Here is a 23,994-nt window from a genome sequence, read left to right on the forward strand (position 1 = left end):
ATGAATAATCCAGTAATTGTAGATTGTATCCGCACACCAATGGGTCGCTCAAAAGGCGGCGTATTTAAAAACAAACGTGCGGAAGACTTAAGCGCTCATTTAATGAAAGGCTTATTAGAACGTAATCCAGCAGTTGACCCTGCGTCAATTGACGATATTTATTGGGGTTGTGTACAGCAAACTTTAGAGCAAGGCTTTAACGTTGCACGTAACGCATCTCTACTTGCAGGCATTCCACATTCAGTGCCAGCAACCACAGTTAACCGTTTATGTGGCTCATCAATGCAAGCATTGCATGATGCTGCTCGCGCTATTATGACTGGCGCTGGCGATACTTACCTAATTGGTGGTGTTGAGCACATGGGCCACGTACCTATGACTCACGGTAACGACTTTCACCCAGGCTTAGCTACATCAATTGCACAAGCATCTGGCTCTATGGGTTTAACTGCTGAGTACCTTGCTACTATTCACGGTATTAGCCGTGAGCAACAAGATGAGTTTGCTTACCGCTCGCATCAACGTGCACATGCTGCAACAGTTGAAGGGCGTTTCCGCCGCGAAATTTTAGCAATGGAAGGTCACGATGCTGACGGTTCACTTATCCTTGTTGAAGATGATGAAGTAATTCGCCCTGAAACAACCGTTGAAGGCTTATCGCAACTTCGTCCAGTATTTAACCCTGCTACGGGTTCTGTTACAGCGGGTACGTCTTCAGCACTTTCTGATGGCGCATCAGCTATGTTAGTGATGAGCGAAGAAAAAGCAAAAGAACTTGGCTTACCAATTCGTGCATATATTCGCGCGATGGCCGTTGCCGGTTGCGATCCATCAATCATGGGTTACGGCCCAGTACCAGCAAGTAAAAAAGCATTGGCACAAGCTGGTATTACTATTGATGACATCGATGTTGCTGAACTTAACGAAGCATTCGCAGCACAATCATTACCCGTACTTAAAGACTTAGGTTTAGCGGATGTGGTTGACGAAAAAGTGAATTTAAATGGCGGCGCTATCGCACTGGGTCACCCGCTGGGTTGTTCGGGTTCGCGTATTAGCACCTCACTTATTCACTTAATGGAAGACAAAAACGCAAAATACGGTTTAGCGACTATGTGTATTGGTTTAGGCCAAGGTATTGCTACTGTATTTGAACGTGTTCAAGACTAATTAGTTTTTAACATGTAAAACCAGCTTGGTGATTAAAAGGCGAACTAGCGCAAGTTAGTTCGCCTTTTTTATACCACCCGCTTTTGCAGGTTTAAAATGAATAATGTGAGCGGGTGCATTAAATTTATCTCAGATTATCTATTAATAAGTTGGGCTGTTTTGTTATACGTAAAATAGTTAACCAACAGCTTTATTTGCGCTAAACTACCCGACCTAACCAAGCCACGACTATTTTTACAGGTAATTTTTATGAGCTTTGATAACCCCGATCACCAATTAGATGCTATCGGCCTTCGCTGCCCAGAACCTGTGATGATGGTGCGCGCTGCAATTCGCAAAATGAGCGAGGGTGAAACACTGCTTATTATTGCCGACGACCCCTCAACTACCCGTGATATACCCAGCTTTTGTACGTTCATGGATCACACGCTAGTGGCTAAAGAAGTTGAAGAGTCACCATATAGATATGTGGTGAAGAAAGGGTTGTAAAGCTATCAGCTATCAGCTATCAGCTATCAGCTATCAGCTATCAGCTATCAGCTATCAGCTATCAGCTATCAGCTATCAGCTCAAAATTAAAAAAACCGTGTTTGTTAAATCAAGCACGGTTTTTTATTTTATCTTTAAACTAACGACTGACGGCTGATGACTTACAGCTTTTACTTCTTCGTTATCGTCACTTGCGGCTCATCGTAGTCACTAAAATCAATGCTGACTATGTAGGAGCCTTTAATCGCTGGTGTGTAGCTAAAGTAATTATAAATGGTATTACAGTCGGCGCGTGTTGATTGGCCGAGTGTTAGGCTTTGCCCTGATGGCTGTGAATCGCTGTAGCCACAGTTAAAACCTTCACTAAAATCTGCATCCGCTATTTTAAATTCGTACACTTTGCCTGGGGTCGAAAACCTAACTTGGGCTTGGTAAAGCGCAGGGCCGACTTGTTTAAATTGATATTGAGGTTCGGCATCCCATAATGTGAAGTCCCCTCTTAAATAAATACTGCGATCCAATTCTTGCTGCGGCAACACGTCGTTAATTGAAATTTGGCTGGTACAGGCACTCAATAGGCCCACTAAGGCTAACGTGAAAATGCGTTTCATTGGGAGCTTCATGGTGAATCCTCTATTAACTAATATAAATAAAACACTAAAAAGCCAGCATAATGCTGGCTTTTTAAATAGCTATTGGCTGTTATTTTTGTAATACAGAAATATCTGCAATTTCTAAAAATAACCCGCTAAGCTGGCTTAAAAGCGCAAGGCGGTTTTGCTTAACCGCTTCATCGTCGGCCATTACCATGACATTGTCAAAAAAGTTATCAACACTGTCACGAATACCAGCTAATTGGCTTAATGCCTCTTGGTAGTTTCCATCACTGTATAGTGGCGCTAAGTCGGTTGCAAATTTTGCAACTTGCGCAGCCAGTACTTTTTCTGCGTCGTCACTTAGTAAGCTCTGATCAACATCACCTTGCGTTGTAATGTTGTTTTTAGCCAGAATATTACTTACACGCTTATTAGCGGCTGCAAGCGATTCTGCGGCGTCTAGAGTGCGGAAATGGCTTACGGCTTTAACTCGTCGATCAAAATCAACAGGCTTCGTTGGACGGCGCGCAAGTACCGCTTGAATTACATCTACCTCAATGCCTTCATCTTGATACCAAGCACGGAAACGCCCTAGCATAAATTCGAATACATCGGTCGATACATTTAGGTTGGTTAGCTTTTCACCAAACAAGGTTTGTGATTTAGCAACCAGGTCTAAAATATCAAGTGGTAGCTGCTTTTCTACCATGATACGTAATGCACCAATAGCCGCACGACGAAGTGCAAATGGGTCTTTATCACCTTTTGGTGCTTGGCCTATACCAAAAATACCCACCAGCGTGTCAAACTTATCTGCAATAGCCACTGCACAGCTGATCAAACTCGTTGGTAAGTTATCGCCGGCAAAGCGTGGCATGTACTGCTCGTTTTGCGCAACAGCGACATCTTCAGCTTCACCGTCATGACGTGCGTAATGCATTCCCATTACACCTTGTACGTCGGTAAATTCCATCACCATTTCGGTCATTAAATCGGTTTTACTTAATAAGCCAGCACGCGCTGCTAGTGCTTTATCTGCACCTAGTTGCTCTGCAATGTAACCGGCAAGTTCACTAATACGCTGTGACTTATCTTTAAGTGTGCCCAACTGCTTTTGGAATAAAACGCTGTCTAGCGACTCAAGTCGGCTTTCAAGTGTTTTCTTTTTATCTGTTTCAAAGAAGAACTGCGCATCAGCTAAACGCGGGCGCACTACTTTTTCGTTACCAGAAATAACCACACTTGGATCTTTACTTTCGATGTTAGAAACAAACAAAAACTTATTTAAAAGTTTGCCGTTTTGATCTAATAACGGAAAGTATTTTTGATCGTCTTTCATGGTGTAAATAAGCGCTTCGGCTGGCACATCTAAAAATGCTTCTTCAAATGTAGCTGTTAGCGTTACTGGCCATTCAACCAATGAAGTAACTTCTTCAAGTAAATCTTCATCCATAGCAACTACGGCATTAACTGCTTTTGCGGCGTCTTCTATTTGCGCACGAATTTGTTCTTTACGCTGTTCGTAGTCAGCTATCACGTAAGCTGATTTAAGTACGTCAAACACATCATCAGCATGGTTAATGCTAATTTTTTCTGGATGATGAAAACGATGGCCTTGCAGTTGATTGCTCACTTGCTTACCCAGTATCTCACCTTCTATTAGTTCACTACCCAGTAGAATAGTGACTGTATGCACAGGGCGAATAAATTGTGTTTTATTCGCGCCCCAACGCATTGGTTTAGGAATAGGTAATTTAGCAAGCGCTTTACTAATTGCATCAGCCATTAGTAATTTGGTTTCTTGCCCTGCTACTTTAGCAATATGTAATAACCATGCGCCTTTATCGGTTTCGAGTGTTTGCGCATCTTTTACTTCAATTCCACAACCACGAGCCCAACCCATGGCTGCTTTGGTTGGGTTGCCCTCAGCGTCAAATGCCGCTTTAGTTGCAGGGCCGCGTTTTTCAACTTCTTTGTCTTGTTGTTTAGCGTCTAGCGCTTTTACTTGTAAACCTAAACGACGAGGTGATGCATACCAGCTCACACCTTGGTGAGCAAGTTCTAAGCTTTCAAGTTCTGCTGTTAAGTTTGCAGCAAAGGCTTCGGCTAATTTACGAAGTGATTTTGGTGGCAATTCTTCGGTGCCAATTTCTACTAATAAATTTTCTGCTGACATGCTTACTTATCCTTACACAGCGGGAAACCAAGCGCTTCACGTGCATCGTAATAACTTTGTGCACACGCTTTTGATAATGCACGAACGCGTAAAATGTAACGTTGACGCTCGGTCACCGAAATAGCATGACGTGCGTCTAATAAGTTAAATGCGTGCGATGCTTTCATTACTTGCTCGTAGGCAGGTAATGGTAAGTTTGCTTCAATTAACTTTTGGCTTTCTGCTTCGCACTTATCAAACTGTGCAAATAAGTCTTCTACGTTTGCATGTTCAAAATTATAAGTAGACTGCTCTACTTCGTTTTGATGGAATACATCACCGTAGGTTACGCGCCCTAATGGACCGTCTGCCCATACTAAGTCGTAAATGCTATCTACGCCTTGAATATACATTGCTAAACGCTCTAGGCCGTAGGTAATTTCACCTGTGACCGGTGAGCATTCTAAGCCGCCCACTTGCTGGAAGTAGGTAAACTGCGTTACTTCCATGCCATTTAACCAAATTTCCCAGCCCAGTCCCCATGCACCCAGCGTTGGTGACTCCCAGTTATCTTCTACAAAGCGCACTTCGTGAGTAAGGGTATCAATGCCCATCGCCGCTAAAGAGCCTAAATAAAGCTCTTGGATATTATCTGGAGATGGCTTTAACACAACTTGGAATTGGTAGTAATGTTGTAAGCGGTTTGGGTTTTCACCGTAACGACCATCGGTAGGTCGACGACACGGTTGAACGTAAGCGCTCGACATAGGCTCTGGGCCAATTGATTTTAAAAATGTTTGCGGGTGAAATGTCCCTGCGCCCACTTCCATGTCAAGTGGTTGAATAATGACACAGCCTTGCTGTGCCCAATAATCCTGTAAAGCCAGGATCAAACCTTGAAAGGTTTTAACGTCATATTTTTGCATATTTTGGCTTTTTACTATCTGAGAAGTAGCGTGAAAATTACCCTCAGTATACCTTGTGCACACTCAGGTTTTAAGCAGTTTGTGCAATTGAGAAAATAAAAAAGGAGCCTAAGGCTCCTTTTTTGTGATTAGCATAATTTAATTATACGTCTAAGTTAACCACACGCAGTGCATTCGTTTCTATGAACTCACGACGAGGCTCAACTTGATCGCCCATTAACGTGGCAAATAATTGATCCGCTGCAACAGCATCTTCAATCGTCACTTGCAACATACGGCGTGCGCTTGGATCCATGGTGGTTTCCCAAAGTTGATTTGGGTTCATTTCACCTAGTCCTTTATAGCGTTGAATATAGATCCCACGCTTAGATTCTGCGATCAACCATTCCAATGCATCCACAAAGTTATCAACAGGTTTTGTTTTTTCACCGCGTTGGATGTAAGCACCCTCAGTGATGATATTAGCAATATTTTTACCTGTTACAGCAATACGTTGGTAATCTCTTGAAGTAATAAAGTCATAATGAAGTACATGCGCTTTATCCACACCATGCTGACGAATATTCACAACAGGGTAATATAAATTACGCTCTGTATCGTGTTCAGTACCTGCGTGGAAAATAGTTGCATCTTCATCACGCGCAACTAAGTCATCAACAAGCTCTTTGGTCCAAGCAATTACCTTAGCCTCGTCTGAAAGGTCTTCTTTTTTCAGCTCGCTTTGGTAAATCAAACGGTTCATCACTGTGTTTGGATACTTACGCTTTAAGCGCTCGATAACTTTAACCGTGTTTTGGTAATCATGAACGATTGCTTCTAACGCTTCACCATCAACCGCTTCTGCACTATCACTCGTGTAAAGAGCAGCATTACTTAGCGCTAAAGATGTAAGGTAATCAACTAATGCAGGGTCATCTTTAATATAGCGCTCTTGCTTACCTTTTTTCACTTTATAAAGAGGTGGCTGAGCAATATAAATGTAACCACGTTCAACAATTTCCGGCATTTGACGGTAGAAGAACGTTAGTAGCAAGGTACGAATGTGAGAGCCATCCACGTCGGCATCGGTCATGATGATGATACGGTGGTAACGTAGTTTTTCTGGGTTATATTCGTCACGGCCAATACCACAACCTAATGCAGTAATTAGCGTTGCCACTTCTTGTGAAGAAAGCATTTTATCAAAACGTGCTTTTTCTACGTTTAAGATTTTACCTTTAAGCGGAAGAATCGCTTGATTCTTACGGTTACGACCCTGCTTGGCTGAACCGCCAGCTGAGTCACCCTCCACTATGTATAGTTCAGATTGGGCTGGATCTTTTTCTTGGCAATCAGCTAATTTACCTGGTAAACCAGCTAAGTCCATAGCGCCTTTACGACGTGTCATTTCACGCGCTTTACGCGCTGCTTCACGGGCGCGTGCTGCATCAATAATTTTGCCAACAACAATTTTTGCATCCAATGGGTTTTCCAATAAAAACTCAGTGAATTTTTCAGCCATTGCTTGCTCAACTGCCGACTTAACTTCGCTAGAAACTAGCTTGTCTTTTGTTTGTGATGAGAACTTTGGATCAGGTACTTTAACACTCACAACTGCAGTTAAGCCTTCACGCGCATCATCGCCCGTTGCATTACTGGTTGTTTTAGCTTTTTTGTTAAAGCCTTCTTTTTCCATGTAGTTATTGAGCGTACGCGTTAGCGCCGATCTAAAACCAGCTAAGTGAGTACCACCATCACGTTGAGGAATATTATTTGTGAAACAGTAAATGTTTTCTTGGAATGCATCATTCCACTGCATTGATACTTCTACACTAATACCATCTTCTTCACGTTCGTGAGTAAAATGGAATACCCCTTTATGCACTGGTGTTTTATTGCGGTTTAGGTATTCAACGAATGCTCTGATACCGCCTTCGTACTTAAAGTGGTCGCTTTTATTTTCTTCGCGCTCATCGCTTAATATGATACTTACACCTGAATTCAAAAACGACAGCTCGCGTAAACGCTTTGCCAAAATATCGTAATGAAAATCAAGGTTAGTGAACGTTTCGCCACTTGGCCAAAAACGAATTTCAGTACCATTTGTTTCAGAATCACCAATTACAGCTAGTGGTGCATCAGGTACACCCATAGTGTAAAACTGCTCATGAAGTTTACCTTCACGACGAATGGTTAGTTTTAATTTTTCTGATAATGCATTTACTACCGATACACCAACACCGTGTAAGCCACCTGATACTTTATAAGAGTTATCATCAAACTTACCACCGGCGTGTAGCACCGTCATAATTACTTCAGCTGCAGATACACCTTCTTCTTCATGTATAGAAGTAGGAATACCACGGCCGTTATCTCTTACAGATACCGAACCGTCTAAGTGAATAGTGACATAAATATCATCACAGTGACCCGCTAAGGCCTCATCGATAGAGTTATCAACGACCTCAAACACCATGTGGTGTAAGCCCGTACCATCATCGGTGTCCCCTATATACATACCAGGACGCTTTCTTACTGCATCTAATCCTTTAAGTACTTTAATACTCGACGAATCATAATTCTCAGACATGGTTAATCCCACTTATCTTGTTATTAGGTTGCCATGTTTCACGTGGAACATTTTTAGTTCTCGTTGCATGGGTTCCACCACAGCAGAAATACTTTCAGATAAAATTGAAGAAATAAATATTTGAGAACTACAGTGAGTCAATAACTGGCCCACTTTCTCTTTTGTATCTTCGCTTAGTTCTGAAGGTAGATCATCTATTAGCAATATTGATTGCTTATCTGTCTCTGACTCAATTAAGCTATTTTGCGTTACTTTTAACGCATACAACAATAACTTTAATTGCCCGCGTGAGAATACATTCTCAACACTGCTGCCAGCGACACTAAAACTAAAATCAGCCTTATGAGGGCCTTTACTTGTAAAGCCTTGGCGAGCATCTCGCTCAAAACTTTGCTCTAACGCATCACAAAGAGATTCACTCTCTTTCCAGCCCGCATTGAAGCTAATTTCTAAATCGCGTATTAGCGTTAATTCTGCACACATTTTATCAAAAAATTGCTGCTTAAACCTAGTTATATACGCGATTCTTAATTTATTTATTTGTTCTGCCAGTCTAACAAATTCTTTGTCCCAAAACTTGATTTGGTCAAAATAATTCTTAGGCTTAGATTTTAATAAGGCGTTGCGTTGTTTAAGCACTTTATTAAACGATTGCCATAAGAAAAAAAACTCATGTTCCACGTGGAACAAACCTAAGTCTAAAAACTTTCTGCGCTCCTTAGGACCGCCAAAAAATAGTGAGTAGCTTTCTGGTGTTATTATTTGTACCGGCATTAACTGGGCAAGTTCAGATACTTTTCGACTCGCCTTACCCTGGATTTTTAAATTGGTTTCACCCGCTTGGGTTTTACTAATACCAATAGGGATAGATAAATCGTATAACGCTTTGCGGCCATGAATAACAAACTGATCTTGCTGGTGTGCAATAATACTTTTATGTTTAGAAGTTCGAAAAGATTTGCCGTGAGAAAGGTAATATATAGCCTCTAAAAGGCTGGTTTTTCCGCTGCCGTTTTCACCATAAATTATATTAACGCCATTAACTGGTTCTAGCGTCAGCGCCTCAATATTACGAAAATATTTGAGGCTCAAATGACTTAAGCTCATTATGTATTTATAATCTTATAAACGCATAGGCATAACGACGTACATCGCTTCTTCATCGCCTGCACCTTCTATTAGTGCACTGCTATTTGAATCGGCAAGTGTAAATAACACATCTTCAGTTTTTAATGTATTTAATACATCAAGCACGTAAGACACATTAAACCCTATTTCTAGGTCATCGCCCTCGTACATTACTTCAACTACTTCTTCCGCTTGTTCTTGCTCTGGGTTGTTAGCCGTAATTTTTAATAAACCATTTGATAAATTTAAACGTACACCACGAAATTTTTCGTTCGATAAAATCGATACGCGTTGAAATGCATTACGTAACCATTCTCTGTTTGCTGTAATAACTTTATCGCCACCGCGTGGTAAAACACGGCGGTAATCAGGGAAACGGCCATCAACTAATTTACTCGTAAAAGTAAACTCAATATCAATAATACGGATGTGATTAGCACCAAACTGAATAGTCACTAACTCTTGGTCGGCCACCATTAGGCGCATAATTTCTTGCACGCCTTTGCGCGGTATAATTAATTGGCGCTGTGTATTTAATGACTGACCTAGTTGCTTTTGTGCAATCGCTAAACGGTGCCCATCAGTGGCGACTGTTTTTATATCGCTGTTATCAACTTCAAACGACATGCCGTTTAAGTAATAACGCACATCTTGGTTTGCCATTGAAAAGTGCGTGCTTTCAAGTAATTTACGCAACTCTAAACGCGTTAGTTGAAACTCAACCTCACCATCCCACTGCTCTAAATTAGGAAAATCTTCAGCCGCTAATGTGGTCAATGAAAAACGACTTTTACCACTGGTTAAAAGTAGCTGATGGTCTTGCAAGCTTAAAGTAAGATCAGAACCATCCGGTAAACTTTTACAAATATCGAGTAATTTTTTAGCCGGTAATGTGAGCTTGGTATCGGCAACATCATCACCTACAAACACGCTCGCCACTAATTCAATTTCAAGGTCGGTCCCTGTCATTGAAAGCTGGCCATTTTCTACCACGAGTAATACGTTAGATAAAATAGGTAACGTATGCTTACGCTCTATGGCACCCGATACTTGCACCAATGGTTTTAAAAATTGTTCTCTTGATATTGTTATTTGCATAATAAAGTCAGCCCTAAGATGACAATGTTCTTATTAAATTTTGGTAATCTTCTTTAATCTCGTGGCTTTCGTCACGTAATGATTTAACTTTGCGACACGCGTGCAGTACTGTTGTATGGTCACGCCCACCAAAGGCATCCCCAATCTCAGGTAAGCTGTGATTAGTGAGTTCTTTAGATAATGCCATGGCAACTTGGCGCGGCCTTGCTATAGAGCGACTGCGGCGCTTAGACAGTAAATCAGACACACGTATTCTATAGTATTCTGCTACCGTACGTTGAATATTGTCTATGGTGACTAGTTTATCTTGCAGTGCGAGTAAATCACGCAGTGCTTCTTTTACAAAGTCGATAGAAATTGGGCGGCCGGTAAAGTTTGCATTAGCAATTACACGGTTTAAAGCCCCTTCAAGTTCACGTACGTTTGAACGTAATTTTTTAGCGATAAAAAATGCCACTTCATGCGGTAAATTAATTTTACTTTGCTGGGCTTTTTTCATCAAAATGGCAACGCGTGTTTCAAGCTCTGGCGGCTCAATCGCGATAGTTAATCCCCAACCAAAACGAGATTTAAGGCGATCTTCAACCCCTTCTATCTCTTTAGGATAACGGTCAGAGGTTAAAATAATTTGCTGGTTACCTTCTAATAATGCATTAAAGGTATGAAAGAACTCTTCTTGTGAACGTTCTTTATTAGCAAAAAATTGAATGTCATCAATCATGAGTGCATCAACACTGCGGTAATAACGCTTAAACTCTTCGATCGCATTATTTTGCAGTGCTTTAACCATGTCTTGCACAAAGCGTTCTGAATGCATGTACACAATTTTAGCATCTGGCTTATTGGCCATAATACCGTTGCCTACCGCATGTAATAAATGCGTTTTACCTAAGCCCGTACCACCGTAAATAAAAACAGGGTTAAATGCAGAGCCAGGATTATCTGCTACCTGAGTGGCAGCCGCTTTTGCTAATTGGTTAGATTTACCCTCAACAAAACTGTCAAAGGTATAGTTTTCTTTAATGTTTGATTTATAACCCGATTTAGGAGCGGGCTCAACAACTGGTTTTTGTTCTCGTGGTTGTTGTTTTGCCGTTGCTTGCGTACTTGGTGCTGATTGTGTTTCAACTACCGGCGCAGCTTGTGCATTTAATAGCGGCTTGCTGCCTACATCAAAGCGTAATTCAGGGGCTTCTACACCACAAATTTCAACCAGTAACTCATTTATTCTATTTAGGTATTTTTCTCTTACCCAATCAAGTACAAAACGATTAGGCGCATAAATCGTCAAGGTATCTTCGGTACTTTCTGCTTGAAGTGGTCTGACCCACATACTAAATTGCTGCGAAGGCAATTCATCTTGCAATACATATAAACAACTTTGCCAAACCGACAGATACACAGTAAAACTCCCAGAGATATAATTTTTATTCCCGCACATCAATAATGATTCAAAAATCACACCTGTATTGCGTTTAAATGGCTCAATAAGCAGCCCAAGACCGACTATTATGAATGCACTTTATCCACAAGTAAAAGATTGATTTTTATAAAATTGTTGATATCGATGTATAAATATAATAACAGACTGATTTAAATAGCTTTTTATTTTAAAGCCTGATTAGAGATCATAACAAAACTGGCAGCAGATCGCGACTATAATTTATGATCTAATTTACTTTTCCCATGCTTTTATTCACTTTTTATACAGGGGCTGTGGAAAACTTCTTATTTATGATGATCCTATCGGATCATGAAAATTGATCATAAATAAACATGCTTTACGCGCTCTATTATGATTGACTTTTCGTCACTTCATCTATAATATCTCGCGCTCGCAATGGCACCTGTGCCAGGATCGCGACCTGCATAGGATGTTTTAACTTTAACCGATCGGATGAGATTGTTATGAAAAGAACTTTTCAACCTAGCGTTTTAAAACGCAAACGTACACACGGTTTCCGTGCTCGTATGGCAACTGTAAATGGCCGTAAAGTATTAGCTCGTCGCCGTGCTAAAGGCCGCAAAGTTCTTTCTGCTTAATTTATAAGTGGAAGACTTTAGCTTTGGCAGGGAGTTACGTCTGTTAACTCCCTCGCATTACTCTCGCATATTTAATGAACCCGCTCGGGCTGCAACTCCTTTCTTTACTTTATTAGCAAAACCAAGTGACCAGTCAAAACCTAGGTTAGGCCTTACTGTTGCTAAAAAACGTGTAAAAAAGGCATGTCAACGAAACCGTATTAAACGTCTTGCTCGCGAAAGTTTTCGTTTAAACCAACATACTCTCGATAATATAGATATTGTGTTGATGGTAAAAAGTGGCATTGATGAACAGTCCAATGAAGAATTAACCAAACAACTAACAAAGTTGTGGCGTAAAATTAATGAACGCTGCAAACCCGGTGCCCCTAAACCGCCACCATTTAAAAAACGCCCAAACAAATCAGCTAAATCGACTAAACAAACTCAATAGCAATAGAATTACAGGGTTAATTAAGGTATCTTTAGCTCACCTTTTAATCATGCGTTTAAAATCTTAAAGTAAGTCTTTAAATACATGGTATCTATTCACTAAACATAACGTAGGGGCATGTACAACATGAGGTTACTTAAACCACTTGCTGCGTTACCAACACGTTGTTTAGTTTTATTTATCCGCGGTTATCAAAAGTGGATTAGCCCGCTATTGGGTCCGCATTGTCGTTTTAATCCAACCTGTTCTAGCTACGCTATTCAAGCAATTAATTTGCATGGTGCAGTAAAAGGCAGTTGGCTCGCAGTTAAACGCATATTAAAATGCCATCCTTTACATTCAGGTGGAGACGACCCCGTTCCTGAAAAATTAACCCGTATTAACCACCAACACGAGAAATAAGAGCTGTTATGGAATCGCAACGCACGTTTTTATTCATCGGCCTAATGCTAGTGTCGTTTTTATTATTTCAAGAATGGAATAATGACTACAACACGCCAAAAGCCGATCCTAGTGCCACTACACAAACACTAAAAGCAAACTCACCGGAATCAGATGATTATGTTCCAGCTTCATCAGACTCTGGTTTACCTGCTTCAACTACTTTAGCTAAACGCTCAGTCATTGATATTACAACTGACGTGTTCAAAGTTAAAATTGACACCAAAGGCGGTGACATTGTTGAAACAGACTTAATTAATTATAAAGAAACCAAAGGCAGTGATGTTCCTTACATGCTACTTGGTGAGTTTGATGGTAAACAATACTTTTCACAAAGTGGTTTAATAGGTTTAAATGGCCCAGATGCATCTGCAAATGGTCGTCCTACTTACCAATCAGAGCAAACCTCTTACACCTTAACAGGTGATGAGCTTCGCGTTCCACTGCAATTTACCGACAGCAACGGTGTAAGCTTTACTAAGACTTATGTATTCAAAAAGGGTCAGTATGATGTTGGCTTAGAATATAAAGTTAACAACACCACCAGCGCGCCTGTACAAGTACAGCTTTACACACAAATAAAGCGTACCGTACAAGAAAAAGGCAGCATGGTTGATCAAAACTATTTAGGGGCTGCATACGGTACAGATGAGGAACCATACGAAAAGTATAGTTTTTCAGATATGGCCGATAAAAACCTAAACATTAATACCCAAGGTGGTTACGTTGCATTTATTCAGCATTACTTTGTAAGTGCTTGGGTACCAATGCAAGATCAAGCGAATACACTTTATAGTTTAATCACTAAAAGTAACGCAGCTATTATTGGTGTTAAAGACGAAGCGGTAAATGTTCAAGCTGGTAGTGAGCAAGTACTTACTGCAACTTATTACATGGGCCCTAAAGAGTCAGATAAACTTGAAGCGATTCACACTGACCTAGACTTAACCGTTGATTACGGTTGGTTATGGTTTATCTCTCAGCCGTTATTTGTACTATTAAAATGGTTACACAGCATTTTAGGTAACTGGGGTGTAGCAATTATAGCCATCACTATTATCGTTAAATCATTAATGTACCCACTGACTAAAGCACAATACACCTCAATGGCTAAAATGCGTGCATTACAGCCTAAGATGAAAGCGCTAAAAGAAAAGTATGGCGATGATCGTCAAAAATTCGGCCAAGCGACCATGGAAATGTACCGTAAAGAAAAAGTAAACCCTATGGGTGGCTGTTTCCCTATTTTACTACAAATGCCAATCTTCTTAGCCTTGTTCTATGTATTCTTAGAGTCTACAGAACTTCGTCACGCTGAATTTGTACTTTGGCTAACTGACCTTTCTGCGAAAGACCCATACTACGTATTACCAATCTTATTTGGTGCGAGTATGTTTATAACGCAAAAACTACAACCTATGACGATTACCGATCCAATGCAGCAAAAAATGATGACCTTTATGCCGGTTATCTTCTCTGTGTTCTTCTTATGGTTCCCATCTGGTTTAGTACTTTACTGGTTAGTGTCTAACCTTATCTCTATTGTCCAGATGTTAATCATCTACCGTGGCATGGAAAAGAAAGGTATTAAAGTAAGGGGCTAACTCCCCTTACCTACAAAAAAGGCGACCTAGGTCGCCTTTTTTAATATCTGAAATTTACTCACTAAGAATAGGCGAATAAAGCGACTTTGGTACACTGCGCTCACTAAAGTTCACACCCGTTATTGTCAGAGAGAAAATAGCTAAACCTATCGCCACGTAACCTGATATGCCTAACCACTCAAAAACAGTTTTTTTACGCCTCACTCTGAGCCAACTCATATATATGCCAACAGCACTAACAAAACTCATAAAACTGCCGAATAGCGCCCAAATAAGTTTAGTGCCGAGGCCTGCAAAGTTACCAAAATGCAAAGGATCGGCAGTATCTTTAATACGAGGAATAAGCGGTAAATCCTCTCCTTTTTGTACTGCTAATACTGTGCCTGTCGTTGGCTTTAAATACACGCGATTAGCGCGTAAGCGAAGTAAAATATCATCGTTATAACCACGTACTTCAATAGGTTGATTCTTTTTATTACCATAACGTATATAGCGAATATCAAGCGTCGGAAATGCCTGCTGAGCAGCGTTATAAGCCTGAGTTAAGCTTATTGGTTTTGCATTAACAGTGGGTGTTTGTTTTTTAAATTCACTAACAGCGACTGGTGGTGCAATATAATGCTTTATTTTCGCTGTTTGCAAACCATGTTCAATAAGGTACCACAGACCTGTTATGGCTATGATAGCCATAAACCACATACTCCATAACCCAAGAAACTTATGCCAATCAGACCAGCCATTACGTTTATCTAAAACCAGCTGGGCAGGCTTTTTAAAAAAGCCCTGCCACCAGCGACGATACACATAAAAACTCGAAACCAGCAGAATAACCAATAAAATACTTAAGCTTGTAACAATTAGCTTACCTATCCAGCCCATGGATAAATACATGTGCCAGTTACGTAAAAACCGTGAAGCACGTGCCCATTCACCCTCACCTAACACATGCCCTGTGGCTGCATCTAAATAAATAAACCGAAATGCGTCATCTATTTTTAGTGCAACTTCCAAAGCCAAGTACTCTTGCTTATGGCGCTGAAGATACAACACTTGTGCACCTGAATAATGCTTGTTGAGGGTATTTTCAATGGCTTGATAGTTGGTGATTGAAGAGGACGTTAACGCACGATACTTACTGTCTGTCAGGTATTCAATTTCATGACTTAACGTCGCAAGTGTACCAGATAAACAAACAACAAAAAGCAGGACACCAACAAAGAGCCCTGCCCATGAATGCAGATTAAACCATTGTTTAGCGTTCACACGCCACCTTTAAAAGCTGTATTTAGCACTAAGATAAATACGGCGAGGTTCACCTGGGAAGTGCCCTGTACGTTCAATAAAGCCACTACTAGCATATTCTTTATCAAACAAATTTTTAACCGACAATTGCCACTGCCAATTATCTACTGTGGTTTGCCATGCCATATTATAAATAGTGTAAGGCTTAACTTGTTGACCACCTAAGCTTAGCTGTTCGTCAACATAGTCTAAACCGGCAGAAATAGAGGAAGATAAGCGAGGAAGCTCGTAGCGTGTCCAAATGCCCACTGTATTTTGTGGGGCATTAGCAAACTTATCACTATCAGGGATTTGATTACGAATGCTTTCATTCGCTTTAGTGATACGGGTATCATTATAGGCATAGTTAGCGGTCACAACCCATCGCTCGGTAATATCACCAACCACTTCAATTTCAAATCCTTTACTTTCTACTTCACCTACAGCCACTAGGTCGTCAACACCATCGCCAGCCACATCACCTAATAAGCTTGCTTGGAGGATATTTTCACGAACAATATTGTAAGCAGCCAAATTAACTGCCAAGCTATCATCAAGCAGTTTACTTTTTAAACCAACTTCATTGATACGGCTTGTTTCTGGAGAAAATGGCCCACCCTTTGCCGTTTCTTGATCACTTGCACTTTGTGGAACAAAGCCCGTACCGTATAAAGCATAGGGGTAGAAAGTATCGTTAATGTTGTAAGTTGTACCCACACGATAAGTCACATCACTATCTGAAAACTCAGTTTGATTTAACTCGTCTTTATCTTCAAAGCGATCATATCTTAACCCTGCGGTGATACTCCAATTAGTGGTAATATCGAGCTGATCTTGAACATAAGCACCAAAACGAGTGCTATTCGTTCGACCTAACCGTGGTGTAATGCTATCTAAATTATAATCATCAGCCGCTGTAAGACCATACTCAGGGTTGTAAAGATCAAGCCCGGATACAGGCCCACCTTGACTCTGTTGCTTTGCCGTACGATAAACACTTTCAAAGCTATGCTCATACCAATCACTACCCAGTAATACTTGATGTTGCATATCAGCCAATACAAACTCCGCAACCGCATTAGCCGTTAAACTAAAACCTTCATTCTCACGAACTTGATCACGAAACTCTCGATCACTCCAATCAAGCACACCATCGCCATCTGTATCATCGAGTCCTTTCGGTTCATGATAGTTTTGCACTTCTTTATTATCGAAATAACGAGCCGTAATATCCGTTCGCCAAATATCATTAATATCGTGCTTTAAAGTAGCTTGATAAACATGAGCTTCAACATTTTGAAAGTCAGTCGCTTCATTATGATTCCAGCTAATATCTGTAATAAATTGGCCATTATCATCAGCGGGTACACCGCGTAAACGTGCACCACCTAACTCTTGCTCAATAAAAGTGTATTGCGTAGTCAGCTCTGTCGCACTATTAATTAACCAAGTATAACCAAGATCAACAATGGTGTTATCGCTACTGGTATTAGTACGAAAGGGATTTTCTGAATCACGATATAAACCAACACGGTAAGCATGGTTATCGAGCGATTCACTTAGCGTACCAGTACTTTGTATTGCCCCACTGAAAAAGTCATCATTACCTACTTCAACTTCAATGCTGTGCTCATCGGTAAACTTTGGCTTTTTAGTTACATAATTAATAATGCCGCCAGGGTTTCCGCTACCATAAATAGCGCCCGCAGGGCCTTTTAATACGGCAACTTGTTCAATATTAAATAACTGTGGGACAGCAAAACCATTAAATGGGTCGCCTTTTACACCATCGTATAAGATCTCATCTTGGCGAAAACCACGAAACGTCACCCCGGAATAACTAAATGCGTTAACCCCTGCAATATTGCTATATAAATCGGTAATTTGACGTGCAGCCTGATCGTTAATTAACGCTTGGGGAAGAATTTGAATGGACTGCGGGATTTTCTCAATTGGGGTATTTGTGCGAGTCCCAAAACTGGATTCTGTTGGTCTGTATAAAGAAAAAGCACGGCCAACAACATCAATAGTTTCTATTTCATTTTCAATATTTTGATTTTCAGCTAGTGAAGAACCTGAAAAACTGACTAGAACAGCCAATAAAACTGGAGAATAGCGCATAAAGTTTAAGTACGTAGAAAAATAATACGCATATGCTAATGAATATAGTTATCATTTTCAATAACTGGTTATTAATTAAAACTAAATAATGAAATGCTTAAAATGTATCTGCTGACGCATTTTTACATACAGCTATTCGCATGAAATAAAGCCATAGGTTACAATACAAACCAGCATTCACTTTCATATTGGCAATTTCAAACGCATGATTAATCAAGACACTATCGCAGCACAAGCAACCGCACCAGGACGTGGTGGGGTTGGTATTATTCGTGTTTCAGGCAGCCTAGCAAAGCAAGTCGCTGAGAAAATAGTAGGCAAAATACCTAAAGTTCGCTTTGCCGACTACGTGCCTTTTAATAACCTTGCAGGGGATCAGCTTGACCAAGGTATTGCAATTTACTTTGCCGGCCCACACTCATTTACCGGTGAAGACGTACTCGAACTTCAAGGCCATGGTGGCCCTGTTGTCCTTGATATGCTACTTAAAGAAATAAGTAAAATAGACGGTGTACGTTTAGCAAAGCCTGGTGAATTCTCTGAGCGTGCGTTCATGAACGACAAGCTTGATTTAACTCAAGCTGAAGCTATTGCAGATTTAATTAATGCAACCAGTGAGCAAGCGGCTAAAAGCGCCCTACAGTCACTTCAAGGCCAATTCTCTAAGCACATAGAAACCTTAGTAGAAAAAGTCATTCACTTACGTATGTATGTAGAAGCAGCTATTGATTTTCCTGACGAAGAAATCGATTTTTTATCAGACGGAAAAGTCGGCGGTGATTTGAATGCCATTATTGAGCAACTTAATGCGGTTACCAATCAAGCCAAACAAGGTAGCATAATGCGCGAAGGTATGCGTGTCGTTATTGCAGGTCGTCCTAATGCAGGTAAATCAAGCTTACTTAATGCATTAGCAGGACGAGAAGCGGCAATCGTAACTGAAATAGCCGGCACCACCCGCGATGTACTTCGTGAGCACATACATATAGATGGTATGCCACTACATATAATCGACACCGCAGGCCTGCGTGAAAGCCCAGATCGCGTTGAACAAATAGGTATTGAGCGTGCATGGGATGAAATAAACCAAGCCGATCGCGTGTTATTTATGCTTGATGGTACAGATACAGCCGATACCGACCCTCATGCTATTTGGCCAGAATTTATGGCTAAGTTACCCCAAGGTATGGGCGTGACCGTGATCAGAAACAAAGCCGATTTATCAGGTGATATAGTCGGTATGGATCAAGAGCAACAATATCCGGTCATCAGTTTAAGCGCTAAGAATGCTGACGGCATAGAACTAGTGCGTGAGCACTTAAAAGCCTGTATTGGTTTTGATGGGGCCACAGAGGGTGGCTTTATGGCGCGTCGTCGTCACTTAGATGCCCTTGAGCATGCAGCCTACCACTTAGATACCGGTAAAACACAATTAGAAATGCATGTTGCCGGTGAAATTTTGGCTGAAGAACTGCGTTTAACGCAGCAGTATCTTAACGAAATAACTGGTGAATTTACCTCAGATGATCTACTTGGCAAAATATTTAGCTCGTTCTGTATCGGTAAATAGTCGAATTAATAAGTAACGATATAATTTATTAAGGGCGCTTAGGCGCCCTTTTTAATGCCCAATCTTACAATAACAACTCACCTAGCTGTGCTTTAATAATCCACTTTAAAAACCAAACAGACTACAAATACAGTTTAAGCTGCACTTATATCAGCCTCAATTCGCCTTTAATAATGTACATAAAAAATGTAACAACGCTAATAATCACAGCTAATAGCGGCTAGAACGTTTTCATTTATAGAACAAAATAGCTGTAGTTATGCTTATTAAACACTCTAAAACTGAAGCTATAGCATTGGTTATCCATGTTTGAATAGGGGGAATTATCAAGTCATAAAAACAAAACGTAACTAAAAAATACGTTTTGTTCGTCTACACCACCAGCAAAATTCAGTTAAATATTCACTTTAGATCACTCAAATTTATTTTTTTGCAGATCAGTTATCCACAATTGCGTGTTTTTTTGCTTCAGCGAGGAATTAAACGTCTTTAAAATGGGGAAATAAGCTGTATTTAATTAAAAAAGGGCTGTTTATAAAAAATAATAATGGTTATTTAGCCTGATCTGACTAAATAGATCATTTTTTAAAATTATTTTCGATCCCAATTTAAGGTTATCAACAAGCTTTATATCCACATTAAGATCAACAAGCATCTATACGTTTATTTTCAATCGCTGGTGGCAAATACTAAATATAAAATCAATGACTTAGCAATAAAACTGCAACTTTAATTGATAGTTAAGCAGAGCTTTCCCCAACCTTATCAACAACTTGATCAGAAGATTACATTTAAAGATGTTTTGTTAAACCCTTAATTATCAAGTAGTTAAGCAGTACATTTAAGTGAAGGCTTAAATAAGTACAAAAATAGTTATACAAAATAGCACTCTTAACTTTACTGTTATACTCACTGGGCTATCATAGGCGGCAATTAAAACTAATAGTGATCACAAATATTCATGAGTTCAGTAAATCTTATCGTTGGTAGTCAAATGGGATCCGCAGAATACGTTGCCGAGCAACTAAGCGATGCGCTTAATAGCCAAGGTATTAATACCCAACTACATGATCAACCTGAATTTAGTGAAATAGATCAGCAAAATACCATTTGGTTAATTTGTACATCAACCTATGGTGCGGGTGATTACCCAGAAAACCTTATTAACTTTGTTGATGAGTTATCTCAAGTTGATGATTTATCGCACTTAAAGTACACGGTCATCGCTTTAGGTGATACCAGTTATGACACGTATAACCTTGCAGGGCGTAATATAGATACGCTTTTAAGCCAAAAAGGCGCGATACAATTAGCACCGCGGTTAGAACTGAATATTCTTGATGAAGCACTTCCAGAAGATACGGCCTTAGCTTGGTTAGACTCGTGGATAGCAAAAACAGGTCTAAAATAGAAAGATCAAGTAAAAAGTTATAAATAAAGTTACCCACAATTTACTAATAATTTAAAATATTTTGTGGATAAACACTGATTAAACTGCTTTTTTAACCATGCTTATCCATGGGATAAGATCGAGACTTGATCGGCCTGTGCATAACAGCCTGTTTTGATCAGAGCTTATTTGCCTGAAGATCCGATCATATTAACACCTTTAGATCCGATCTAATTATATGTTTTTAATCATGATCTAAAGCTTATCAACAGAAAAGCTGATCAGTAGTAGTAATAGTATTAAAAGATCTCTTTAAAAGATCCTTTATATTATTAGAGATCACTTACTTAGATCTTGAGCACTGTTTAATCATTTATCTTCTGCTAATTTCTAGGTAGAATACGCTCCCTTTTGAAGTTTACTGGTTTGATTTAAGTAGGATCCCATTAATGATTTTTCACGAAAATTTTGACGTTATCGTAGTAGGTGGTGGACATGCTGGCACTGAAGCCGCATTGGCAGCTGCCCGTATGGGGATGAATACCCTGCTGCTGACTCACAATATGGATACCCTTGGTCAAATGTCTTGTAACCCAGCGATTGGTGGCATTGGCAAAGGCCACTTAGTTAAAGAAATTGATGCCCTTGGTGGCGCAATGGCTCAGGCTATTGACAAAGGCGGGATCCAATTCCGTACGCTTAATTCTTCTAAAGGCCCTGCTGTACGAGCTACTCGTGCTCAAGCGGATCGTGCTTTGTACAAAGCGGCTATTCAGAACACACTTCAAAACCAAGAAAACTTAAAGATTTTTCAACAATCATGTGATGATCTTATCGTTGAAAACAACCGTGTAACAGGTGTCGTTACCCAAATGGGTCTGCGTTTCAGTGCTCCTAGTGTAGTACTAACCGTAGGCACATTCTTAGGTGGCCAAATTCATATCGGTCTTGAAAACTTTAAAGGTGGCCGTGCAGGCGATCCACCTTCAATTGCATTGGCTGATCGTTTACGCGAACTTCCATTTAGAGTGGATCGTTTAAAAACAGGCACACCACCACGTATTGATGCACGCACTGTTGATTTTTCTAAAATGCAAGAACAACCAGGTGATGCACCAACACCGGTATTCTCATTTATGGGTAAACAAAGTGACCACCCACAACAAATTCCGTGTTACATCACTTACACCAATGAAAAAACACATGATGTTATTCGCAAAAACTTACATCGCTCACCTATGTACTCAGGTGTTATCGAAGGAATAGGCCCACGTTACTGTCCGTCTATTGAAGATAAAATTGTCCGTTTTGCTGATAAAGATAAGCACCAGATATTTGTAGAGCCAGAAGGCTTAACGTCATACGAGTTATATCCTAACGGTATTTCAACCAGCTTACCGTTCGATGTGCAGTTAGAAATTGTGCAGTCGATCACCGGATTTGAAAATGCACATATCTGTCGTCCTGGCTATGCAATTGAGTATGACTTTTTTGATCCGCGCGACTTAAAACAATCATTAGAAACTAAATTTATTGATGGTTTATTTTTTGCTGGTCAGATTAATGGTACGACCGGTTACGAAGAAGCGGGCGCACAAGGTCTGATCGCAGGTATGAATGCAGCCTTACAAGTACAAGGCAAAGAATCGTGGACGCCACGTCGTGATGAAGCCTATGTTGGCGTACTAATTGACGACCTAGCAACACTGGGTACAAAAGAACCGTACCGCATGTTTACTAGCCGTGCTGAATACCGTTTGTTACTACGTGAAGACAACGCTGATATACGTTTAACTGAAAAAGGCCGTGAATTAGGTTTAGTTAACGATGAACGTTGGCAAGCATTCAACGAAAAAATGGAAGTGATCGCTAAAGAGAAACAGCGTATTAAAGATACCTGGATCCATAAAGATCATGCGGTTGTTGATCAAGTAAATGAATTACTAAAAACGCCACTTGTGCGTGAAGCCAGCTTAGAAGAATTATTACGCCGACCTGAAGTGCGTTATAACGACTTGATGGCCATTGAAGGACTCGGATCTGAGTTTACCAATAAGGCCGCCTTAGAGCAGGTTGAAATTCATACTAAGTACGCAGGTTACATTGCACGCCAGCAAGATGAGATCAATAAGCAACTTCGTCATGAGGAAACTATTTTACCAAAAGAGTTTGATTATAAAACCGTCTCTGGTTTATCAAATGAGGTTGTTGCTAAGCTAATTGATGCTCGTCCAGACACTATTGGTCAAGCTTCGCGTATTTCTGGTATCACCCCAGCGGCGATTTCGCTATTATTAGTGTATCTGAAGAAGCAAGGCTTGTTGCGCAAAACTGCGTAACGGTAAAGGTACATTGTGTTACAGCAACAATTAACAACTTTGTTAGCGCAAACTGATATTGCGCTAACACAAAAACAACAGCAACAACTTGTTCGCTATGTCGAATTACTCGATAAGTGGAATAAAGCCTATAATTTAACCTCAGTACGTTTACCTCAAGAAATGATGGTTAAACATATAATGGATAGCTTAGTTGTTGCGCCTCACTTGACCGGTCATCATTATATTGATGTTGGCACAGGTCCTGGTTTACCGGGCATAGTGTTAGCTATTGCCTTACCCGATACGCAGTTTGTATTATTAGATAGTTTAGGTAAACGTGTACGTTTTTTAATGCATGTTAAACATGAGCTTGGCCTTGATAATGTGACCCCTGTGCAGTCAAGAGTTGAAGAATATCAACCAAGTGTTAAATTAGATGGCGTACTAAGTCGTGCATTTGCATCGTTACAAGATATGATTGACTGGTGTTCGCACTTAATCGATCATTCAGGTAAGTTCATTGCACTTAAAGGGGTATTTCCAAGTGAGGAATTAGACTCACTCCCTGCTGGTGTTAAGTTTGAGCAAAAAATTGCATTAGAAGTACCCGATTTAGATGCACAACGACATTTAATAATTCTTTCTAAAGACTAGGGATC

The 23,994-nt window shown here is 40.3% G+C and carries 19 protein-coding genes; 10 read left to right on the forward strand and 9 right to left on the reverse strand.

The genetic code is table 11. From position 1 onward, the window contains the following. Both fadA and tusA read left to right on the forward strand, forming a co-directional pair. A complete protein-coding gene (gene fadA, locus N523_RS0109475) occupies window positions 1-1,170 on the forward strand; it encodes an acetyl-CoA C-acyltransferase FadA (protein WP_013463651.1) in 1,170 nt (389 codons plus the stop codon). A gap of 249 nt (window positions 1,171-1,419) precedes the next feature. Next, window positions 1,420-1,659: a sulfurtransferase TusA gene (gene tusA / locus N523_RS0109480; protein WP_028834902.1), complete on the forward strand. Its 240-nt coding sequence runs from the start codon at window positions 1,420-1,422 to the stop codon at window positions 1,657-1,659. A gap of 170 nt (window positions 1,660-1,829) precedes the next feature. On the opposite strand, the gene N523_RS0109485 is transcribed toward tusA, so the two are convergent. From N523_RS0109485 to dnaA, 7 genes are all read right to left on the reverse strand, one after another. Beyond that, entirely contained in the window at window positions 1,830-2,282 is a 453-nt protein-coding gene (locus N523_RS0109485; protein WP_024601485.1) for a hypothetical protein, read from the reverse strand. Window positions 2,283-2,361: 79 nt separating this feature from the next. Further along, on the reverse strand, window positions 2,362-4,431 hold the full coding sequence (gene glyS, locus N523_RS0109495) for a glycine--tRNA ligase subunit beta (protein WP_028834901.1): 2,070 nt from the start codon (window positions 4,429-4,431) through the stop codon (window positions 2,362-2,364). Between the two features lie 2 nt (window positions 4,432-4,433). Then, entirely contained in the window at window positions 4,434-5,336 is a 903-nt protein-coding gene (gene glyQ, locus N523_RS0109500; RefSeq protein WP_013463645.1) for a glycine--tRNA ligase subunit alpha, read from the reverse strand. A gap of 142 nt (window positions 5,337-5,478) precedes the next feature. Further along, a complete protein-coding gene (gene gyrB / locus N523_RS0109505; protein ID WP_013463644.1) occupies window positions 5,479-7,905 on the reverse strand; it encodes a DNA topoisomerase (ATP-hydrolyzing) subunit B in 2,427 nt (808 codons plus the stop codon). 12 nt (window positions 7,906-7,917) lie between these two features. Beyond that, entirely contained in the window at window positions 7,918-9,012 is a 1,095-nt protein-coding gene (recF, locus tag N523_RS0109510) for a DNA replication/repair protein RecF (protein ID WP_028834900.1), read from the reverse strand. A gap of 15 nt (window positions 9,013-9,027) precedes the next feature. Next, complete coding sequence (gene dnaN / locus N523_RS0109515) at window positions 9,028-10,131, reverse strand: DNA polymerase III subunit beta (RefSeq protein ID WP_008112965.1); 1,104 nt, start codon at window positions 10,129-10,131, stop codon at window positions 9,028-9,030. A gap of 13 nt (window positions 10,132-10,144) precedes the next feature. Beyond that, window positions 10,145-11,533 (reverse strand): chromosomal replication initiator protein DnaA, encoded by a 1,389-nt coding sequence (gene dnaA, locus N523_RS0109520; protein ID WP_008467048.1) that lies wholly within the window; start codon window positions 11,531-11,533, stop codon window positions 10,145-10,147. A 506-nt stretch (window positions 11,534-12,039) separates the two neighbouring features. Here dnaA and rpmH point away from each other — a divergent pair. From rpmH to yidC, 4 genes are all read left to right on the forward strand, one after another. After that, window positions 12,040-12,174 (forward strand): 50S ribosomal protein L34, encoded by a 135-nt coding sequence (gene rpmH / locus N523_RS0109525; RefSeq protein ID WP_008112968.1) that lies wholly within the window; start codon window positions 12,040-12,042, stop codon window positions 12,172-12,174. A 7-nt stretch (window positions 12,175-12,181) separates the two neighbouring features. After that, complete coding sequence (gene rnpA, locus N523_RS0109530) at window positions 12,182-12,607, forward strand: ribonuclease P protein component (protein ID WP_008467046.1); 426 nt, start codon at window positions 12,182-12,184, stop codon at window positions 12,605-12,607. A gap of 126 nt (window positions 12,608-12,733) precedes the next feature. Beyond that, complete coding sequence (yidD, locus tag N523_RS0109535) at window positions 12,734-13,009, forward strand: membrane protein insertion efficiency factor YidD (protein WP_008467044.1); 276 nt, start codon at window positions 12,734-12,736, stop codon at window positions 13,007-13,009. A gap of 8 nt (window positions 13,010-13,017) precedes the next feature. Beyond that, window positions 13,018-14,652 (forward strand): membrane protein insertase YidC, encoded by a 1,635-nt coding sequence (gene yidC, locus N523_RS0109540; RefSeq protein ID WP_028834899.1) that lies wholly within the window; start codon window positions 13,018-13,020, stop codon window positions 14,650-14,652. A gap of 54 nt (window positions 14,653-14,706) precedes the next feature. Here the strand turns inward: yidC and N523_RS0109545 are convergent, their stop codons facing one another. Further along, window positions 14,707-15,915 carry a PepSY-associated TM helix domain-containing protein gene (locus N523_RS0109545; RefSeq protein ID WP_028834898.1) on the reverse strand — a complete coding sequence of 403 codons (1,209 nt, stop codon included), beginning with the start codon at window positions 15,913-15,915 and terminating at the stop codon, window positions 14,707-14,709. A 9-nt stretch (window positions 15,916-15,924) separates the two neighbouring features. Beyond that, window positions 15,925-18,054, reverse strand: a complete 2,130-nt coding sequence (locus N523_RS0109550; protein ID WP_028834897.1) for a TonB-dependent siderophore receptor — start codon at window positions 18,052-18,054, stop codon at window positions 15,925-15,927. A 205-nt stretch (window positions 18,055-18,259) separates the two neighbouring features. Here N523_RS0109550 and mnmE point away from each other — a divergent pair, with 205 nt between their 5' ends. The 4 genes from mnmE to rsmG all read left to right on the forward strand — a co-directional run bounded on the left by mnmE (window position 18,260) and on the right by rsmG (window position 23,989). Beyond that, on the forward strand, window positions 18,260-19,624 hold the full coding sequence (mnmE, locus tag N523_RS0109555; protein ID WP_028834896.1) for a tRNA uridine-5-carboxymethylaminomethyl(34) synthesis GTPase MnmE: 1,365 nt from the start codon (window positions 18,260-18,262) through the stop codon (window positions 19,622-19,624). Between the two features lie 961 nt (window positions 19,625-20,585). Continuing rightward, complete coding sequence (locus N523_RS0109560) at window positions 20,586-21,035, forward strand: flavodoxin domain-containing protein (RefSeq protein ID WP_024601476.1); 450 nt, start codon at window positions 20,586-20,588, stop codon at window positions 21,033-21,035. A gap of 428 nt (window positions 21,036-21,463) precedes the next feature. After that, a complete protein-coding gene (mnmG, locus tag N523_RS0109565; protein ID WP_013466270.1) occupies window positions 21,464-23,353 on the forward strand; it encodes a tRNA uridine-5-carboxymethylaminomethyl(34) synthesis enzyme MnmG in 1,890 nt (629 codons plus the stop codon). A gap of 15 nt (window positions 23,354-23,368) precedes the next feature. Then, a complete protein-coding gene (gene rsmG, locus N523_RS0109570; protein ID WP_008464169.1) occupies window positions 23,369-23,989 on the forward strand; it encodes a 16S rRNA (guanine(527)-N(7))-methyltransferase RsmG in 621 nt (206 codons plus the stop codon). The last annotated feature ends 5 nt before the right edge of the window (window positions 23,990-23,994 follow it).

Source organism: Pseudoalteromonas sp. 23_GOM-1509m (assembly GCF_000518425.1).
In the GTDB taxonomy this organism is placed as follows: domain Bacteria; phylum Pseudomonadota; class Gammaproteobacteria; order Enterobacterales; family Alteromonadaceae; genus Pseudoalteromonas; species Pseudoalteromonas tetraodonis.